The organism is Lysobacter gummosus (assembly GCF_001442805.1).
Classification (GTDB): domain Bacteria; phylum Pseudomonadota; class Gammaproteobacteria; order Xanthomonadales; family Xanthomonadaceae; genus Lysobacter; species Lysobacter gummosus.
The window spans coordinates 3,402,975-3,419,149 of sequence record NZ_CP011131.1 but is presented as its reverse complement, the minus strand read 5'-3'; the positions used below and the strand labels follow the sequence as shown (position 1 = coordinate 3,419,149).

Annotated in this window: 13 protein-coding genes; 5 read left to right on the top strand and 8 right to left on the bottom strand. The window is 64.9% G+C overall.

The window, feature by feature from the left end; genetic code table 11:
• Nucleotides 1-32: 32 nt before the first annotated feature.
• The gene (locus LG3211_RS13975) at nucleotides 33-845 is read right to left on the bottom strand and encodes a ferredoxin--NADP reductase (RefSeq protein WP_057943371.1); all 813 of its coding nucleotides are present in this window, start codon (nucleotides 843-845) and stop codon (nucleotides 33-35) included.
• A gap of 266 nt (nucleotides 846-1,111) precedes the next feature.
• On the opposite strand from LG3211_RS13975, the gene LG3211_RS13970 reads away from it, so the two are divergent.
• Nucleotides 1,112-3,535, top strand: a complete 2,424-nt coding sequence (locus LG3211_RS13970) for a Tex family protein (protein WP_057945489.1) — start codon at nucleotides 1,112-1,114, stop codon at nucleotides 3,533-3,535.
• Between the two features lie 1,053 nt (nucleotides 3,536-4,588).
• Here LG3211_RS13970 and LG3211_RS13965 read toward each other — a convergent pair.
• Complete coding sequence (locus LG3211_RS13965; RefSeq protein ID WP_222837503.1) at nucleotides 4,589-5,779, bottom strand: PQQ-dependent sugar dehydrogenase; 1,191 nt, start codon at nucleotides 5,777-5,779, stop codon at nucleotides 4,589-4,591.
• A 114-nt stretch (nucleotides 5,780-5,893) separates the two neighbouring features.
• Nucleotides 5,894-7,783, bottom strand: coding sequence for an ABC transporter ATP-binding protein (locus LG3211_RS13960; protein ID WP_057943370.1), 1,890 nt, complete (start codon nucleotides 7,781-7,783; stop codon nucleotides 5,894-5,896).
• A 413-nt stretch (nucleotides 7,784-8,196) separates the two neighbouring features.
• On the opposite strand from LG3211_RS13960, the gene LG3211_RS13955 reads away from it, so the two are divergent.
• On the top strand, nucleotides 8,197-9,189 hold the full coding sequence (locus tag LG3211_RS13955) for a TolB family protein (protein WP_187313019.1): 993 nt from the start codon (nucleotides 8,197-8,199) through the stop codon (nucleotides 9,187-9,189).
• An 82-nt stretch (nucleotides 9,190-9,271) separates the two neighbouring features.
• Here the strand turns inward: LG3211_RS13955 and LG3211_RS13950 are convergent, their stop codons facing one another.
• Both LG3211_RS13950 and LG3211_RS13945 read right to left on the bottom strand, forming a co-directional pair.
• Nucleotides 9,272-9,598 (bottom strand): NIPSNAP family protein, encoded by a 327-nt coding sequence (locus LG3211_RS13950; protein ID WP_057943368.1) that lies wholly within the window; start codon nucleotides 9,596-9,598, stop codon nucleotides 9,272-9,274.
• A 58-nt stretch (nucleotides 9,599-9,656) separates the two neighbouring features.
• Complete coding sequence (locus LG3211_RS13945) at nucleotides 9,657-10,025, bottom strand: hypothetical protein (RefSeq protein WP_148648905.1); 369 nt, start codon at nucleotides 10,023-10,025, stop codon at nucleotides 9,657-9,659.
• 135 nt (nucleotides 10,026-10,160) lie between these two features.
• Here LG3211_RS13945 and LG3211_RS13940 point away from each other — a divergent pair, with 135 nt between their 5' ends.
• Nucleotides 10,161-11,720 carry a fumarate hydratase gene (locus LG3211_RS13940; RefSeq protein ID WP_235114342.1) on the top strand — a complete coding sequence of 520 codons (1,560 nt, stop codon included), beginning with the start codon at nucleotides 10,161-10,163 and terminating at the stop codon, nucleotides 11,718-11,720.
• 601 nt (nucleotides 11,721-12,321) lie between these two features.
• Here the strand turns inward: LG3211_RS13940 and LG3211_RS13935 are convergent.
• From LG3211_RS13935 to LG3211_RS13925, 3 genes are all read right to left on the bottom strand, one after another.
• On the bottom strand, nucleotides 12,322-13,293 hold the full coding sequence (locus LG3211_RS13935) for a patatin-like phospholipase family protein (RefSeq protein ID WP_057943366.1): 972 nt from the start codon (nucleotides 13,291-13,293) through the stop codon (nucleotides 12,322-12,324).
• A gap of 151 nt (nucleotides 13,294-13,444) precedes the next feature.
• The gene (locus tag LG3211_RS13930; protein ID WP_057943365.1) at nucleotides 13,445-14,602 is read right to left on the bottom strand and encodes a phospholipase A; all 1,158 of its coding nucleotides are present in this window, start codon (nucleotides 14,600-14,602) and stop codon (nucleotides 13,445-13,447) included.
• Nucleotides 14,603-14,701: 99 nt separating this feature from the next.
• The gene (locus LG3211_RS13925; RefSeq protein ID WP_057943364.1) at nucleotides 14,702-15,187 is read right to left on the bottom strand and encodes a DUF456 domain-containing protein; all 486 of its coding nucleotides are present in this window, start codon (nucleotides 15,185-15,187) and stop codon (nucleotides 14,702-14,704) included.
• A gap of 215 nt (nucleotides 15,188-15,402) precedes the next feature.
• Here LG3211_RS13925 and LG3211_RS13920 point away from each other — a divergent pair, with 215 nt between their 5' ends.
• Nucleotides 15,403-15,612 (top strand): cold-shock protein, encoded by a 210-nt coding sequence (locus LG3211_RS13920; RefSeq protein ID WP_057943363.1) that lies wholly within the window; start codon nucleotides 15,403-15,405, stop codon nucleotides 15,610-15,612.
• Between the two features lie 95 nt (nucleotides 15,613-15,707).
• The gene (locus LG3211_RS25725; RefSeq protein WP_148648904.1) at nucleotides 15,708-15,917 is read left to right on the top strand and encodes a hypothetical protein; all 210 of its coding nucleotides are present in this window, start codon (nucleotides 15,708-15,710) and stop codon (nucleotides 15,915-15,917) included.
• Nucleotides 15,918-16,175: the final 258 nt, after the last annotated feature.

The following is a 16,175-nucleotide window of genomic DNA, read 5'->3' as shown; positions in this document are numbered from 1 at the left end:
GATGCTATGCAGGCCGGCAGGGTAGCAGGCGCTCACTTCTCGACGAAGGCGCGTTCGAACACGTACTGGCCCGGCGTGCCGATGCGCGGCGCGGCGGTGAAGCCGCGGCGGTCGAGGATGTCGCGGAAATCGGCCAGCATCTGCGGGCTGCCGCAGATCATCGCGCGGTCGTGCTCGGCGTCCAGCGGCTCGATGCCGAGCTGTTCCATCATCCGCCCGCTGTCCATCATCTGGGTCAGCCGGCCGCGCTGGTCGCGCCCGTCGAAGGCGAAGTCCTCGCGGCTCACCGCCGGGTAATACTTCAGCTTGGCGGCGATCTGTTCGCCCAGGAACTCGTGCTGCGGCAGCTCGTTGACGATGTAGTCGCGGTAGGCCAGATCGTGCACGCTGCGCACGCCGTGGCAGAGCACGACCTTGTCGAAGCGCTCGTAGGTTTCCGGATCCTTGATCACCGACAGCCACGGCGCGAAGCCGGTGCCGGTGCCGAGCAGGTACAGATTGCGGCCCGGGTGCAGATCGTGGATCAGCAAGGTGCCGGTGGGCTTGCGCCCGATCAGCACGCTGTCGCCGGGGCGGATCGATTTCAGGCGCGAGGTCAGCGGGCCATTGGGCACCTTGATGCTGAAGAATTCGAGCTGCTCTTCCCAGTTGGCGCTGGCGATGGAATACGCGCGCAGCAACGGCTTGGACGCGCTGCCGTCTTCGTTCGCGACCTGCAGTCCGATCATCACGAACTGGCCGTTCTCGAAGCGGAAGCCGTCGTCGCGGGTGGTGGTGAAGCTGAAGTAGTCGTCGGTCCAGTGACGGACGTCCAGCACCGTCTCGGTGCCAAAAGCGGAGGACATGCCAGGGATTTCGGGTGGCGCGGGGCGCGTATTGTACCCCAGGATGAGAGCGGTTCTTATCTGGAGCGGTGCGGCGGCGGAAAGCGGAAACGAGTTCGCAGGAGTGAGGAGTGAGTAAAGGCAGGAGCCGGGTTCTTACTCACTCCTCACTCCTCTGAACTCGTTCCTGGCCCTAAAATCCCAGCCCTGTCAACGGGTTCCCCCTTCACGCCCGCATTGCGACAATCGCGAGGTTCCCGCTCGGCGGGGCTAAACGATTGGAAACGATGCAAGACAAGAACACGCAGTCCGCGCAGGTCGCGAACAAGATCGCCCAACTCATCGCCGTGGAAATCGGCGCCCAGACCGCCCAGGCCCTGTCCGCGATCGCCCTGCTCGACGAGGGCGCGACCGTGCCCTTCATCGCGCGCTACCGCAAGGAAATCACCGGCGGGCTCGACGACATCCAGTTGCGCGATCTCGAATCGCGCCTGCGTTACCTGCGCGAACTCGAAGACCGCCGCGCCGCGGTGCTGGAAAGCATCGCCGAGCAGGGCAAGCTGACCGACGAACTGCGCGGCGACATCGAGGCGGCCGACACCAAGTCGCGCCTGGAAGACTTGTACCTGCCGTACAAGCCCAAGCGCCGGACCAAGGCGCAGATCGCGCGCGAAGCCGGGCTGGAACCGCTAGCCGACGGTCTGCTCGCCGATCCGACGCTCAAACCGGAGGAATTCGCCGCCGGGTTCGTCAGCGAAGAAAAACAAGTCGCCGACGTCAAGGCCGCGCTGGAAGGCGCGCGTGCGATCTTGATGGAGCGCTGGGGCGAAGACGCCCGCCTGGTCGGCGAACTGCGCACCTGGCTCACCGAGGTCGGAGTGATCCGCGCGCGCGTGGCCGAGGGCAAGGAGAACGAAGGCGCCAAGTACCGCGACTACTTCGACCACGCCGAATCGCTGGCCAAGATTCCTTCGCACCGTCTGCTGGCGCTGTTCCGCGCCCGCCGCGAGGAAATCCTGTTTCTCGATCTGGACCCGGGCAGCGACGCCGAATCCGGTCACGCCTACGGCGAAGGCCGGGTCGCGCTCAACGCCGGCATCAGCGACCAGGGCCGTGCGGCCGATCGCTGGCTGCTCGACGCCTGCCGTCTGACCTGGCGCGCCAAGCTGCACCTGCATCTGCTGCTGGATCTGTTCGGGCAGGCGCGCGAGAAGGCCGAAGCCGAGGCCATCGACGTGTTCGGCGACAACCTCAAGGACCTGTTGCTGGCCGCGCCGGCCGGCCCGCGCGCCGTGCTCGGCCTCGATCCGGGCCTGCGCACCGGCGTCAAGGTCGCCGTGGTGGACGCCACCGGCAAGTTCGTCGCCCACGACACCATCTACCCGCACGAGCCGCGCAAGCAGTGGGACCAATCGCTGCACACCTTGCGCGCCCTGTGCCTCAAGCACGGCGTCGAGCTGATCTCGATCGGCAACGGCACCGCCTCGCGCGAAACCGACAAGCTGGCCGGCGATCTGATCAAGCTGATGCCCGAGACCAAGCTGACCAAGGTCGTGGTCAGCGAAGCCGGCGCCTCGGTGTATTCCGCCTCCGAGTTCGCGTCGAAGGAATTCCCCGATCTGGACGTGAGCATCCGCGGCGCGGTTTCGATCGCGCGGCGCCTGCAGGATCCGCTGGCCGAACTGGTCAAGATCGAGCCCAAGGCGATCGGCGTGGGCCAGTACCAGCACGATGTCGATCAATACCGTCTGGCGCGCGCGCTCGACGCCAAGGTCGAGGACTGCGTGAACGCGGTCGGCGTCTACGTCAACACCGCCTCGGCGGCGTTGCTGGCGCGGGTGTCGGGCCTGTCGAGTACGGTCGCGGAAAACATCGTCCGTCACCGCGACGAGAACGGCCCGTTCGCTTCGCGCAAGGCCTTGCTGAAAGTGCCGCGCCTGGGCGAGAAGACCTTCGAACAATGCGCCGGCTTTCTGCGCATCGTCGATGGCGACGAGCCGCTGGACGCCTCGGCGGTGCACCCGGAGGCGTATCCGGTGGTCGAGCGCATCGTCAAGCAGTGCGGCCGCGAGGTGAAGAGTCTGCTCGGCGATCCGCAGTTCGTGCGCAGCCTAAAGCCCGAGGCGTACACCGATGAGAAGTTCGGCGTGCCGACGGTGCGCGACATCCTCAAGGAAATGGAAAAGCCCGGCCGCGATCCGCGTCCGGAGTTCAAGGCGGCGAAATTCGCCGACGGCGTGGAAGACCTCAAGGATCTGCGGGTCGGCATGATCCTGGAAGGGGTGATCAGCAACGTCGCCGCGTTCGGCGCGTTCGTCGATATCGGCGTGCACCAGGACGGGTTGATCCACATTTCGGCGCTGTCGGACAAGTACATCAAGGACCCGCGCGAAGTGGTCAAGGCCGGCGATGTGGTCAAGGTGCGGGTGCTGGAAGTCGACATCCCGCGCAAGCGCATCGCCTTGACCCGCCGCCTGGACGACGCCGTCCCGGCGCCGCGCGCGCCGGGTGCCGAGCGCGGCGATCGCAACGAGCGTGGCGGCGGTCGCGGCGATGGCGGGCGCGGCAACAACAGCGGGCGTCCTGCGAACAACGCGGGTCGTCGCGATCAGCCGCAGCGCGGCGGTTCGTTCGCACCGCAGGGCAAGGCGGCTGCGCCGTTGGGCGGAGCGCTGGCGGATGCGTTTGCGAGGGCTAAGCAGAAGTCCTGATTGTTGGGGGCTGCTGGTTGTTCGAAGAAGCCGCTTGCTCGTGAGAGCAGGCGGCTTTTTTGTTGGTTGTGGGCAAGGGCGCGAGGATGTCTTGGATCGGGTGGGGCGATTGTTGGAGCAAATGTGAAATCAAGACTCTGCAGTTGCAGTTGTAGTTGTAGTTTCAGTTGCAGATGCCGTAGTTATTACTTTGGCTTTCGCTTTCGCCAAGATTTTTTCGCTCCGACTTGGCTTTTGCCTCTGTCGTTGCTGGGCGCGGCTTGTAACTCGCGAGACCAGGGACACCCGGAGGGCGGCGCACATGGACGTGCGCCGGGTCCCGCCGTGGGCAGGATGCCCACTGCGGGACCTGCCTGCGCAGGCTACGCACTCGTGGCTCTTGATTCGAAACAGCCCAAAGCCTTTTCTTTGGTTACTTTCTTTGTGGCTTTGGACAAAGAAAGTGACCCGCCGCTCCATGGCGGAAGCTTTAGGCGTTTGATCTTGCTCCTGCTCCTGCCTTGCTCTTGCTTGAGGCTTCTTTTGCTCGTCATTCCCGCGAAGGCGGGAATCCAGGGCCTTTCGTGCGAGAACGTTTGAAGTCTCTGGATTCCCGCGTTCGCGGGAATGACGGTAGGAGGGAGTGCGTAGGGCTGGTTGTTTCGATTAGGGACTACAGATTCCTTAGAGGCCTTAGAAGCCTTAGAAGCCTTAGAAGCTTCAAGCAAGATCAAACGCTAAACGCTTCCGCCATAGAGCGGCGGGTCACTTTCTTTGTCCAAAGCCACAAAGAAAGTAACCAAAGAAAACGCTTTAGCTGTTTCGAGTCAAAAGCCACGAGTGCGTAGCTTGCGCAGGCAGGTGCCACATTGGGCATCCTGCCCAAGGTGGCACCCGGCGCACGTCCATGTGCGCCGCCCTTCGGGTGTCCCTGGTCTCGCGAGTTACAGGCCGCGCCCAGCAACAGCAACAACAAAAGCAAAGCCGAGGCAAAGCAAAATCTTGGCAACGGCAACGGCAACGGCAACGGCAACGGCAACGCGATTGCGTCAGCCGCCACGCCGCATCAATACATCACTTCGCCGCAGGCGGATCGAGCCGCAACAACTTGCCTTCTTCTTCATCGGTCAGTACATAAACCTTGCCGTCAGCCGACACGCGCACATCGCGAACGCGCCAACCCAAGGATTTGAGCAGCCGCTCTTCCTTGACGATCTTGTCGCCATCCAGACTCAAGCGAATCAGGCTGCTGTCCGCCAACGCCCCAAGGAACAGACTGTCGTTCCAAGAAGACCCAGCATGACCGGTGTAGAAAGCCATGCCCGACAACGCAGGCGACACTTCCCAGACGTGATAGGGCGACTCCAGCCCCGGCTTCTCCTTGCCCTCGGCCTCGGCGATCTTCAGGCCGCTGTAGTCGATACCGTTGGTGATGATCGGCCAGCCGTAATTCTTGCCGGCCTGCGGCAGATTGATTTCGTCGCCGCCGCGCGGGCCGTGCTCGGCTTCCCACAACGTGCCGGTGCGCGGGTCGGTCGCCAGCGATTGCATGTTGCGATGACCGTAACTCCAGATCTCCGGCCGCGCGTCGTTGCGGCCGACATAGGGATTATCCGCCGGCACGCTGCCGTCCAGGTTCAGGCGCACCAGCTTGCCCTGCAGTTTGTCCAGCTCCTGCGAGGCCATGCGCTGCTGGCGCTCGCCCTGGGTGATGAACATATGGCCCTTGCCGTCGAAGGCGATGCGCGAACCGAAATGATTCGGGCCGACCAGCTTGGGCTGTTGCTCATAGATGCGCTTGACCTCGGTCAGCGCGGTATCGCCGAGCGTCGCGATCGACACCGCGGTGCCGGCGCTGCCGTCGGGGCCGGGTTCGGCGTAGCTCAGGTAGATGTGTTTGCTGGTGGCGAAATCCGGCGCCAGCACCACGTCCAGCAAGCCGCCCTGGCCCTTGGCCCACACGGGCGGAACGTTGGCGATCGGCGCGGAGATCGCGCCGTCCTTGCTCACGCGGCGCAGGCGGCCGGGGCGTTCGGTTACCAGGAACTCGCCGTTGGGCAACAAGGCCACCGACCAAGGATGCTCCAGGCCGCTGACGATTTCGGTGACCCGCATTTCGCCCAGTTCGCTGGGCACGCGATGTTCGGTGGTTTGTTTTGGCGCCGGCCGGGCAGCCGCGGCTTCGGCGTCGCCTCCGCGCTGGCAGGCGGCCAGAGTCAACAGCATCACGGCGGACAAGACGCCGCGTCGTAGGACGAAAGTCATGCTCAGCTCCTGAAAACGGTGAGGTCGTGATCGCAAGCCGGCTCACCATAGCTCGCGCGCGGCGCCGGAACAATTCGACTTTGTTCGCCCATCGCTGGCGCGCGAACGGCCGGCTCAGCGGTAGCCGGCGGCCTGCAATTCGAACAGCTCCGCATAGCGTCCGCCCTGCGCGAGCAATTCCTCGTGGGTGCCGCTGGCTTCCAGTCGGCCTTCGGCCAGCACCAGGATGCGGTCGGCCATGCGCACGCTGGAGAAGCGATGCGAAATCAGCACGGCCGTGGTTTCCTGCGACAGTTCCTTGAAGCGCTGGAACACTTCGAACTCGGCGCGCGCATCCAGCGCGGCGGTGGGTTCGTCGAGGATCATCACCTGCGCATCGCGCATGTAGGCGCGCGCGATCGCGATCTTCTGCCATTGGCCGCCGGACAGGTCCACGCCGGTCTTGAAACGCCGGCCGATCAGCTGGTCGTAGCCGCGCGGCAGGCCTTCGATCACCTCATCGGCCATTGCCCGGCGCGCCGCTTCGCGAATGCGTTCGGCATCGTTCATCGCGTCGATCTGGCCGACGCCGATGTTCTCCCCGGCGGTGAGGTGATAACGCACGAAATCCTGGAAAATCACGCCGATGCTGGAACGCACCTGATCCAGGTCGTAGTCGCGCAGATCGCGGCCGTCGAGCAGGATGCGTCCCTCGTCGGGGTCGTACAGCCGCGCCAGCAATTTCACCAGGGTGGTCTTGCCGGCGCCGTTCTCGCCGACCAGGGCCAACACTTCGCCGGCCCGCAACTCGAAGTCCAGGCCGCGCAGCGCCCAGCGTTCGGCGTCGGGGTAGCGGAAGCCCACGTTCTCGAACACGAAGCCGTGCTGGATCGGCTTGGGCACCGCGACCGGATGGGCGGGGGAGACGATCTCGGGTTTGATTTCGAAGAAGGAGAACAGATCGTCCAGATACAGCGCTTGGCTGGCGACTTGCGAGAAGCCGACCAAAAGCCCTTCCAGCAATTGCCGCAGCCGGCGAAAACTGCCGGCCAGGAAGGTGAGGTCGCCGATGCTGAAATCGCCGCTCACCGTGCGCCAGGCGATGTAGCCGTAAGCGATGTAGTAGCCCAAGGTCCCCAGCCCCGCGAGCAAGGTTCCCCAGAACGCGCGGCGGCGGGCGAGGGCGCGATTGGCCTTGAAGAATTTGTCCGCCAGTTCGCGGTACTTGGCGATGAGGAAGCGGTGCAGATTGAAGATCTTCACCTCCTTCGCGGTTTCCACGCTGGCGCCCATCTGGCGCACGTATTCGAGTTGGCGGCGTTCCGGCGTCCAGGCGAAGTTGAGCGAATAGCCCAGCGCGTTGAAGTGCGCTTCGCCGATGAAGGCCGGAATCAGCGCGACCGCGAGCAGCAGGATCAGCCACGGCGCATACACCAGCAGGCCGATCGCGAAGCTGATCACGGTGATGGTGTCCTGGACCTGGCCGAACAACTGGCTCATCAGGCTCATGCGCCCCATCGTCTGGCGGCGCGCGCGGTCGAGCTTGTCCTGCAGATCGGGATCTTCGAAATCCTCCAGGTCCAAGGTCGCAGCGTGTTCCATCAGGCGCACGCTGGTGACGTTGGTGAACAGCTCCGACAGCAGCGAGTCGCCGTAGTTGACCACGCGGCCGAGCAGGTCCGAGCCGATCGCGAGGCCGAACTCCAAGGCCAACAGCGCCAACAAAGTGTCCAGTTGTCCGCCCGCCCAGGCCTCGGGCAACGAGCCGAAGCCGTGCCCGGTACCGACCAGCCGCACCGCTTCGTCGATGATCAGCTTGCCGACGTAGAGCGTGACCACCGGCAACAACGCGCGTATCAGGCGCAATCCGAGCGTGATCAGCGTCAGCGCGGGGCTGGTCTGCCAGATCTGCCTGAGGAAGGGCGGCAGATTGCGCAGCGCGTTGAAACGTTCGCGCAGACTGGGTTTGCCGCCGCTGTCTTTGCCGGGACGACGGGCGTTGTCGTTATCGTGGGGAGTGGCCATGCACCGATTGTGCTCCCGATCCGCCGTGGCTTGCGACCGGTCCTTGCATCGTCTTGAATCCGGCGCTCATCGGTGCTGAAGTGCGGTCACCGCGAGGCAGGGCGCAGCAGGATGCGCAGGATCTGATCGATGCCATCGTCGGCGCGCGCATTCCGATCGGCAGTGACAGGCCCGGCATCGAGCGCCGACGGACAAGGGCTCTGTCGGGATAAGCCGTTCGGCATATCGCGTAAGCGGTACAAGCCCATCGCGATCGAGGCATTGCGACTGGCATCACTGCGGAGCCCAGGCGAGTGAATTGTGATGCGCGCATCGTCGCGGACTGATGCAGTCCGGATACGGCACCGATGCCGCGAATGCGTCCGATGTCGGTCGGAAGCGGCGATTCCCGCCCCTTCAAAGGATCGACCACCATGCAAAAGCAAGCACTGCCGCTGCTGGCCATGGCCTGCCTGTGCCCCCTGTTGGCTATCGCGCAAGCGCCATCCCGAGCCGCCGCGGCCTGCCGTTCCGATACGGCCCGGCAGATATCCGTCACCGGCACGGGCCTGGGCCGCAGCTTCCAGAATCCCTGTTTCTCGCCGAACGGCCGGGTGTTGGCTTTCACCAATTTCGCTACGCGCTACAACACCGGAAAATCGGTGGTGCGCACTGTGCCGGCCGAGGGCGGCGCGGTGTTGGCCGCGCTCAGCCCCACCTCCGCGCAGAGCGTGAACCTGCCGGGGCAATGCTGGTCCGCGGCCACCGATGAGGTGGCCTATTCGAGCGATGTCGTCGATCGCGACGAAATCTATCTGGCGCCCGCGGCCGGCGGCGCGTCGCGGCGCGTCACCCGACGGCCGGGCTTTCTGGCGTGGGAGCCGTCGATCTCGCCGGTGCTGAGCGAAGGCAAGCGGTGGATCGTGTTCGAGTCGCACAGCCAAGCCAATCCGGAGGCCGGCGGCGAATTGTGGAAGATACGCAGCGACGGCACTGAGCCGGCCGTCCGCCTGACCCAGAGCCATAACGACCGACAGCCGGAGTGGTCGCCCAAGGGCGACAAGATCGTGTTCCAGCGCGAGGTCGGCCCTGAAAGCTGGGACGTGTTCACGCTGGATGTCGCCACCGGCGCGGTGTTCAACGTGACCCGAGCCGGCGAGCTGTTCAATACCGATGCGTCGTGGTCGCCGAGCGGAAACTACATCGTGTATTCGTCCGGCGATGCCGATGTCGAAATCGCGAACGTGTTCGTGATTCCGGCCAACGGCGGCAACCGCATCCGCGTCACCCGCAGTTGCGGGCTCGACGGCGCGCCGGGCTGGTCGCCGGACGGCAGCACGATCGCGTTCGAATCGGCGCCGTTCGATCCGGATGCGCAAGGCAGCACGACCTTGTGGACGATCGACGCGCCGGCGGGCGTTCGCTGACGGCGGTATCGATCCGCGCCGCCGGAACCCGCGAGACATCGGCGGCCGCAAGGCCGCCGATGATCGCCGCGAGGAAGGGCGATCAGCCTTTCGCGGCCTCGCCGTCGCCGAACACCGGCCGGAAGAAGCTGCGCTCGTAGCTGACGATGAAGCGTTTTTCCGCCGCATAGGCGAACGCGGCCTGACACTCGGGATCTTCGAACGAGCGCGTGCGGTAATCCTCGTACGCGGCCAGGCTCGGAAACGAAAACATCGCCAGGGCCACGTTGCTATGGCCCTCCGAAGGCATGAAATAACCGTGGTGGGTGCCGCCGAATTTCTCGACCAACGGAATCCACAGGCGGCCGTATTGCTCGAACTCGGCCAGTTGGTAGGGATCGATGATGTAGCGCAGGTAGCAGGTGATCATGCGGACTCCGGTGCGGCAGTGAGGGGCGTCGCTCGCGGACACGGCGTGAGCGCAGGCATCAGATCGTAGCGCCGAGCAGAAAGATCGGCCGATACAGGGCAAGCACCACAAAGGCGGAACCCGCCATCGCGAGCATCACGCCGAACAAATACGCGGCGTTGTCGCGCTGCCGCGCCGGCCAGACCGCCCACAGCGCCAGCACCGCCAGCGGCGCCGGACACAGCATCCACGGGTAGTCCATCAGGATTTGCGTCATCCGCGGCAGATCGGCGCCGAATGCGCTGAAGGTGGCCTTGAACTGCGGCACCACGGCCAGGGTGCCCAGGCCGATCAGCAGCGGCGCGATCAGTCCGATCGCCAGCCGCATGGGGCGGAAGGCCGGGTTCTGCGGCGAGGTAACGGTCGAACGGGGTGGCTGGTAGCTCATCGGGTATCCGTCTAGGCCGTGATCGGACGGCGGGAGGCGTGCGCGGCCCCGGGACGGGCGCCCGGGGCCGCGTCGGGGCGCGACCCGGCCGGACGGGTAGAATAGCGGTCCCACACCGCCAGCCCTACGCCCGCCGTGACCGCAACCTCGTCTTCGGCCGCTTCCAGCGGCCCCGTCGTCATCCGCCAGGACGACCTGATCCAGTCCATCGCCGATGGCCTGCAGTACATCAGCTATTACCACCCGGTCGATTACATCAAGAATCTCGCCGCTGCCTACGAGCGCGAGGAAAGCGCCGCGGCCAAGGACGCGATCGCGCAGATCCTGATCAATTCGCGCATGTGCGCCGAAGGCCACCGGCCGATCTGCCAGGACACCGGCATCGTCACCGTGTTCCTGGAAATCGGCATGGACGTGCGCTGGGACGGCGCCACCATGGGCGTGGAGGACATGGTCAACGAAGGCGTGCGCCGCGCCTACAACCATCCCGACAACAAGCTGCGCGCCAGCGTGCTGGCCGATCCGGCCGGCAAACGCAGCAACACCCGCGACAACACGCCGGCGGTGGTCAACGTCAAGGTCGTGCCGGGCAATACGGTCGATGTGATCGTCGCGGCCAAGGGCGGCGGTTCGGAAGCCAAGTCCAAGTTCGCGATGCTCAACCCGTCGGATTCCATCGTCGATTGGGTGCTCAAGACCGTGCCGACCATGGGCGCGGGCTGGTGCCCGCCGGGCATGCTCGGCATCGGCATCGGCGGTACCGCCGAGAAGGCGATGCTGCTGGCGAAAGAATCGCTGATGGAGCCGATCGACATCACCGATCTGCAGGCGCGCGGCGCCAGCAATCGCGCCGAAGAACTGCGTCTTGAGCTGTACGAGAAGGTCAATGCGCTCGGCATCGGCGCGCAGGGCCTGGGCGGCCTGACCACGGTGCTCGACATCAAGGTCAAGGACTATCCGACCCACGCCGCCAACCTGCCGGTGGCGATGATCCCGAATTGCGCGGCGACCCGCCATGCGCATTTCACCCTCGACGGCAGCGGTCCGGTGATGCTCGATCCGCCGTCGCTGGAAGACTGGCCGAAGCTGACCTACGACGCCTCCAAGGGCCGCCGCGTCGATCTGGACACGGTGACGCCGGAAGACGTCGCCAGCTGGAAGCCCGGCGAAGTGCTGCTGCTCAACGGCAAGCTATTGACCGGTCGCGACGCCGCGCACAAGCGCATGGTCGAGATGCTGGGCAAGGGCGAGCCGTTGCCGGTCGATTTCAAGGGCCGTTTCATCTATTACGTCGGCCCGGTCGATCCGGTGCGCGACGAAGTCGTCGGCCCCGCCGGCCCGACCACGGCCACGCGCATGGACAAGTTCACCGAACAAGTGCTGGCGCAGACCGGCCTGCTGGGCATGGTGGGCAAGGCCGAACGCGGCCCGGCCGGCATCGACGCGATCAAGAAGCACCGCTCGGTGTACCTGATGGCCGTCGGCGGCGCGGCGTATCTGGTGTCGAAGGCGATCAAGGCCTCGCGCGTGGTCGGCTTCGCCGACTTAGGCATGGAAGCGATCTACGAGTTCACCGTGCAGGACATGCCGGTGACGGTGGCGGTGGACAGCACCGGCGAGTCGGTGCACAAGACCGGCCCGAAGGAATGGCAGGCGCGGATCGGGAAGATTCCGGTGGTGGTGGAGTCGGCCTGAGCGGCGCTGCTGCGCTGTTTGCGGATCTAACGAAGACGCCGGGCTTGCCCCGGCGTTTTTGTTTTTTGCGGTCGGTGATTGTGCTGCGGTGCTTTTGTCGGAAGGGGCTTCAGCGCCGTCTTTCCAGGCCGTCATTCCCGCGAAGGCGGGAATCCACAGACTTCAGCGCTATCCTTCCAGGCCGTCATTCCCGCGAACGGGGGAATCCAGAGACTTCAGCGTCATCCCTCCAGTCCGTCATTCCCGCGAACGCGGGAATCCAGAGGCTTCAGCGCCATCCCTCCAGTCCGTCATTCCCGCGAAGGCGGGCTCCGCTTTACTTCGGCGGAGCCGAACATCCAGAGCCTTCAGCGTCATCCTTCCAGTCCGTCATTCCCGCGAACGCGGGAATCCAGTGACTTCAAGCGTTCTCGCACGAAAGGCCCTGGATGTTCGGCTCCGCCGAAGTAAAGCGGAGCCCGCGTTCGCGGGAATGACGGTAGGGGAGAGCGTCGATACCTGGGAGGGACGCGTAGGCACAGTCTGTCGCTGCAAAGCGCGACGTGAGCATGCCGCACGCGGCACCCAGCACCCGGACCCGCACAGACCTCACCCCAACCCCTCAAAGCATCTTGACCAACCGCTCCAGCATCTTCTTGGTCGCCGGCCGAGCCAAATACTCACGAGCCATCGTCTCCAACCCCAACACATTCGTCTCGCTCGTATCGTCCAGATCATCCAGCCCGACAGTCAGCTCGGCCTGCATGCGGAAATACCCATCGCCGACCAACTGCCGCGCGATGTAATCCACCGAATCGGTATTGCCGTCGAACAACACGTCGATGATCGGCACCGCCCATTCCAGCGCGCCCCACGAGCGCGCCGATTCCAGGTCGATGCTGCGCGTGCGCTCGCCGCTGCCTACCGATACCACCACCAGATCGCGGCTGTTATCGACCTGGGCGTCTTTGCGCAACGCCTCGGCGATGGCGCAGGCGGTTGGATTGTTGGCGACCACGCCGCCGTCGATCAGCGCGCAGTCCTTGCCTTCGACCTTCATCGCATGGGCGGGGAAATAAGTCGGCGCCGCGCTGGAGGCGCGACACACCTGCCACACCAGCAGGTCGCGATGCTCGGGCTGGAAACTCTTGAAGATCACCGGCGAGCGCGAAATCGTGTCGTAGCTGGTGATCAGCACCGGGGCCTTGAGCTGGCCCAGCGTGGTCTTGCCGAACACCTTGCGCAGGACTTTCTCGATGCCCACGCCGTCGTAGCGCGGCGCCGACAGGCCGTCGCTGATCAAGCGACTAGTGCGCGACCACAAGCGGCCGGCGAGATTGGGAAAAATCAGATGGCGCTGCGCGCGATACAACTGCGCCAGCGCGTCCGGATCGATGCCGCTGGCCAGTCCGCAGGCGATCAGCGCGCCGGTCGAGCTGCCGGCGATCAAGTCGAAATTCTTCAGTAAACCGGTTTTTCCGGCCTGGGCCTTTCCCGCCTGAATCAGGGCCTGTTCCAGGCCCCCCAGCCAATGGCAACTCACCAGGCCGCGTATGCCTCCGCCGTCCAGCGAGAGGATGCGCCGCATCTTCATCGTGTTCTCCGTCGATCCGATCCAGCCTAGCGCGGCGGATCGGCGGCACGGATCACATTGCGTCGCAGTTTCGAACACGCCGCCTTGCCGGGTCGGGCGGATGCCGCGCGGCCCGGCGAGGCCATGCATCGCCGGGCCGCGCAGCGCCGGCTCAGTACCACTCCAGCAGCGAGATGCCCAGGCCGATGTAGGTGGCGCGGTGGTTGTAGTCGATCAGGCTCTCGCCGTAGCCGTCGAAGATCTGCAGATGGCCGCGCAACTGGTTGTGGATCGGGAATCCCCAGTCGAACTGCAGCGCACCGTGCGAGCGGTCTCCGCTGCGCAGCGAATGCCGCGCCATCAGCGAGAACTCATGACCGCCGCGCTTGTGCACGATGGTCAGGTCGCCGCGGCCGATGTAATCCTCGATATCGGGATTGTCGTCGTCGCGGCCGTCGGAGATTCGCCACCACGGCCGCGCCACGATCGCCCAGTTCTCGCGATCCAGGCCGATCTGGCCGATCACCCGGTTCCAGCTGCGCGAGAACGGATCGGTGCGGCCGTTGGACTGGTGATTGACGCCGATCGCGGCCATGCGGCCGCTCCAGCCGCCGATGTGATAGTTGTTGCGGAACACCAGCATCACTTCGGGTTCGTAGTTGGTCTCGCGGAACGGACGCGAGTCCTCGGCGTTGTAGACCTGCCAGCGCGAGGACTGGGTATAGCCCATCCAGATGTCGCCGTTGTCGCCGAACAAGTTCTCCACCGCCTTGGTCTTGAAGCTGATCTGGAACTTGGTCTCGATGTCCTTGAGCGACTGCGGCTCGGTCACGGTGTTGCGCGGGTTGGGCGAGTGCGGCAACACGTTGGGATCGTTGTTCCAGAACACCGGCAACAGGTACACCGGCTTGTAGGCGCGGAAGTTGAACACGCCCAGCTTGGAGTCCTTGGCCAGCTCCCAGCGGCTGTCGAGCAGGCCGCCCTTGCCGGCGTTGGCGATCGCGTCATTCAGCGGCTCGTCGTGACTGAACATGCTGCCCGACACCGCGCGGCGCGCGCGCTCGGCGACGCCGGGCTTGGGTTCGCCGGCGATCTCGTCGCCGATTTCCAGATTCTTGCGGATCGCCTTGGCTTCCTTCGCGGCGATATCGGCCTGGCGCGCGTCGCCGGCCTGGCGGCCCAGCGCTTTGTCGTAGCAGGCCAGGCGATCGGCATCGACGGTGACCGCCATGCACGCTTCCGGAGTCGCCGGTTGCGCGGTGGTCTGGGCCGAGCCGATCGACGGCGAGGCCGCCAGGGCGAGGAACAGGATCGTGCGGGAGTAGGGCATGGCATGACTCGCGGCGTAAGCGTCAAAACCGCTGCAGTCTTGCATTGATGTGCGAACGAAGCGTGAACCGGGCGCACGCGTTGAACACTCGCGCGCCACTTAGAAGAACCACGCCAGCGCGAACAGGCCGACCATCGCGAACGCCAGTCCGAACTTGAGCACGGTGCCGACGACGATGCCGATCCAGGTGCCGACGCCGACCTTGGTCGCCTGGGACAACTGACGCGTATGGATGAGTTCGCCGACCAGTGCGCCGACGAAGGGGCCGACGAATACACCGACCAGCCCGAACGCCAGCCCGGCGAAGGTGCCGATGACCGAGCCGATAATCGCCAGCTTGCTCGCCCCGACGCGTTTGGCGCCCATCGCCGTGGCGGCGAAATCGATGCCCATAGACAGCACCGTCAGCAGGCCGAGTACGACCAGGGCGACCCCGCCCACTTTCTCGAATCCCGACACCCACGAGGCCAGCAGCATGCCGGCGAACACCAGCGGCAGACCGGGCAGCGCCGGCAGCACCGTGCCGACGATTCCGATGACCACCAGCACGCCCGCCAATATGTAATAAAACGTATCCAAATCCATGCCGAACCCCTGTCCGGACGGGTTGTCCGGGCTGTTTGCATTTTGGCCCATGTCGGGGTACGTTGCGGGCGCTGCGTTTGCCAAGGGTCACCGTGAATCGTGGCCCGATGCGGTTGATCCATCGATCCGCTACATCGTTGCACCTCGCTTCCTCCTTGCAACCAGCACGCGGAAAAGCCGCGTTAACAACACCACGTTCCAAGGAGAGAGTAACGATGTCCGGCAAAGAAATCGGAACCGTCAAGTGGTTCAACGATGCCAAGGGTTTTGGCTTCATCAGCCGTGAAAACGGCGAAGACGTATTCGTGCATTTCCGCGCGATCCAGTCCCAGGGCTTCAAGAGCCTGAAGGAAGGCCAGAAGGTTTCCTTCACGGTCGTGCAGGGTCAGAAAGGCCTGCAGGCCGACGCGGTCGAACCGTTGTAAGACGTTCGCTGCGGCGCAACATCGCGCCGCACTTCGTCAGAGAAACCCGGCCTCGGCCGGGTTTTTCTTTTGTGTAATTTTGATGCATGTCACAAATGTACATATTCGCCGCTCCATCGCCGCCGAATATGTATTTTTCGCCCGCCGGGCCGGCGCTCAAACGCGTTCGGATTCGCAGCGCGGCGCCGGCGAAAATCCGCTGCGGGATTAAATCGCGGGTTTATATCGATTTAAATCTTTCGCCGGGCGCGGCCCGCCGGAATGCCGGCGGCGATCGCACGCGCCTTCGATGCGCCTTCGAATAAAAAACCGGGGGCCCGAAGGCCCCCGGCGACCGCGACGGCCTCGACGGCCGTCCCCACTTCCCTGTGGCGGCGATTCCCGCGACCGGCGTGCCCGTATTCGCCCCGCGCCGGTTCGGTGACCGCGCCCGGACCTGGGCGCGGCAAGCCTGCGTCGGTGGCGCGGCGGGCCTCGTCTCCCGCCGTGCCTGCGCGCGTCCTGCATCGCTGCGCGCGTCCTGCGCTGGGCTCGTAGCTATCCAACGCACGCGCCGCGGCGAC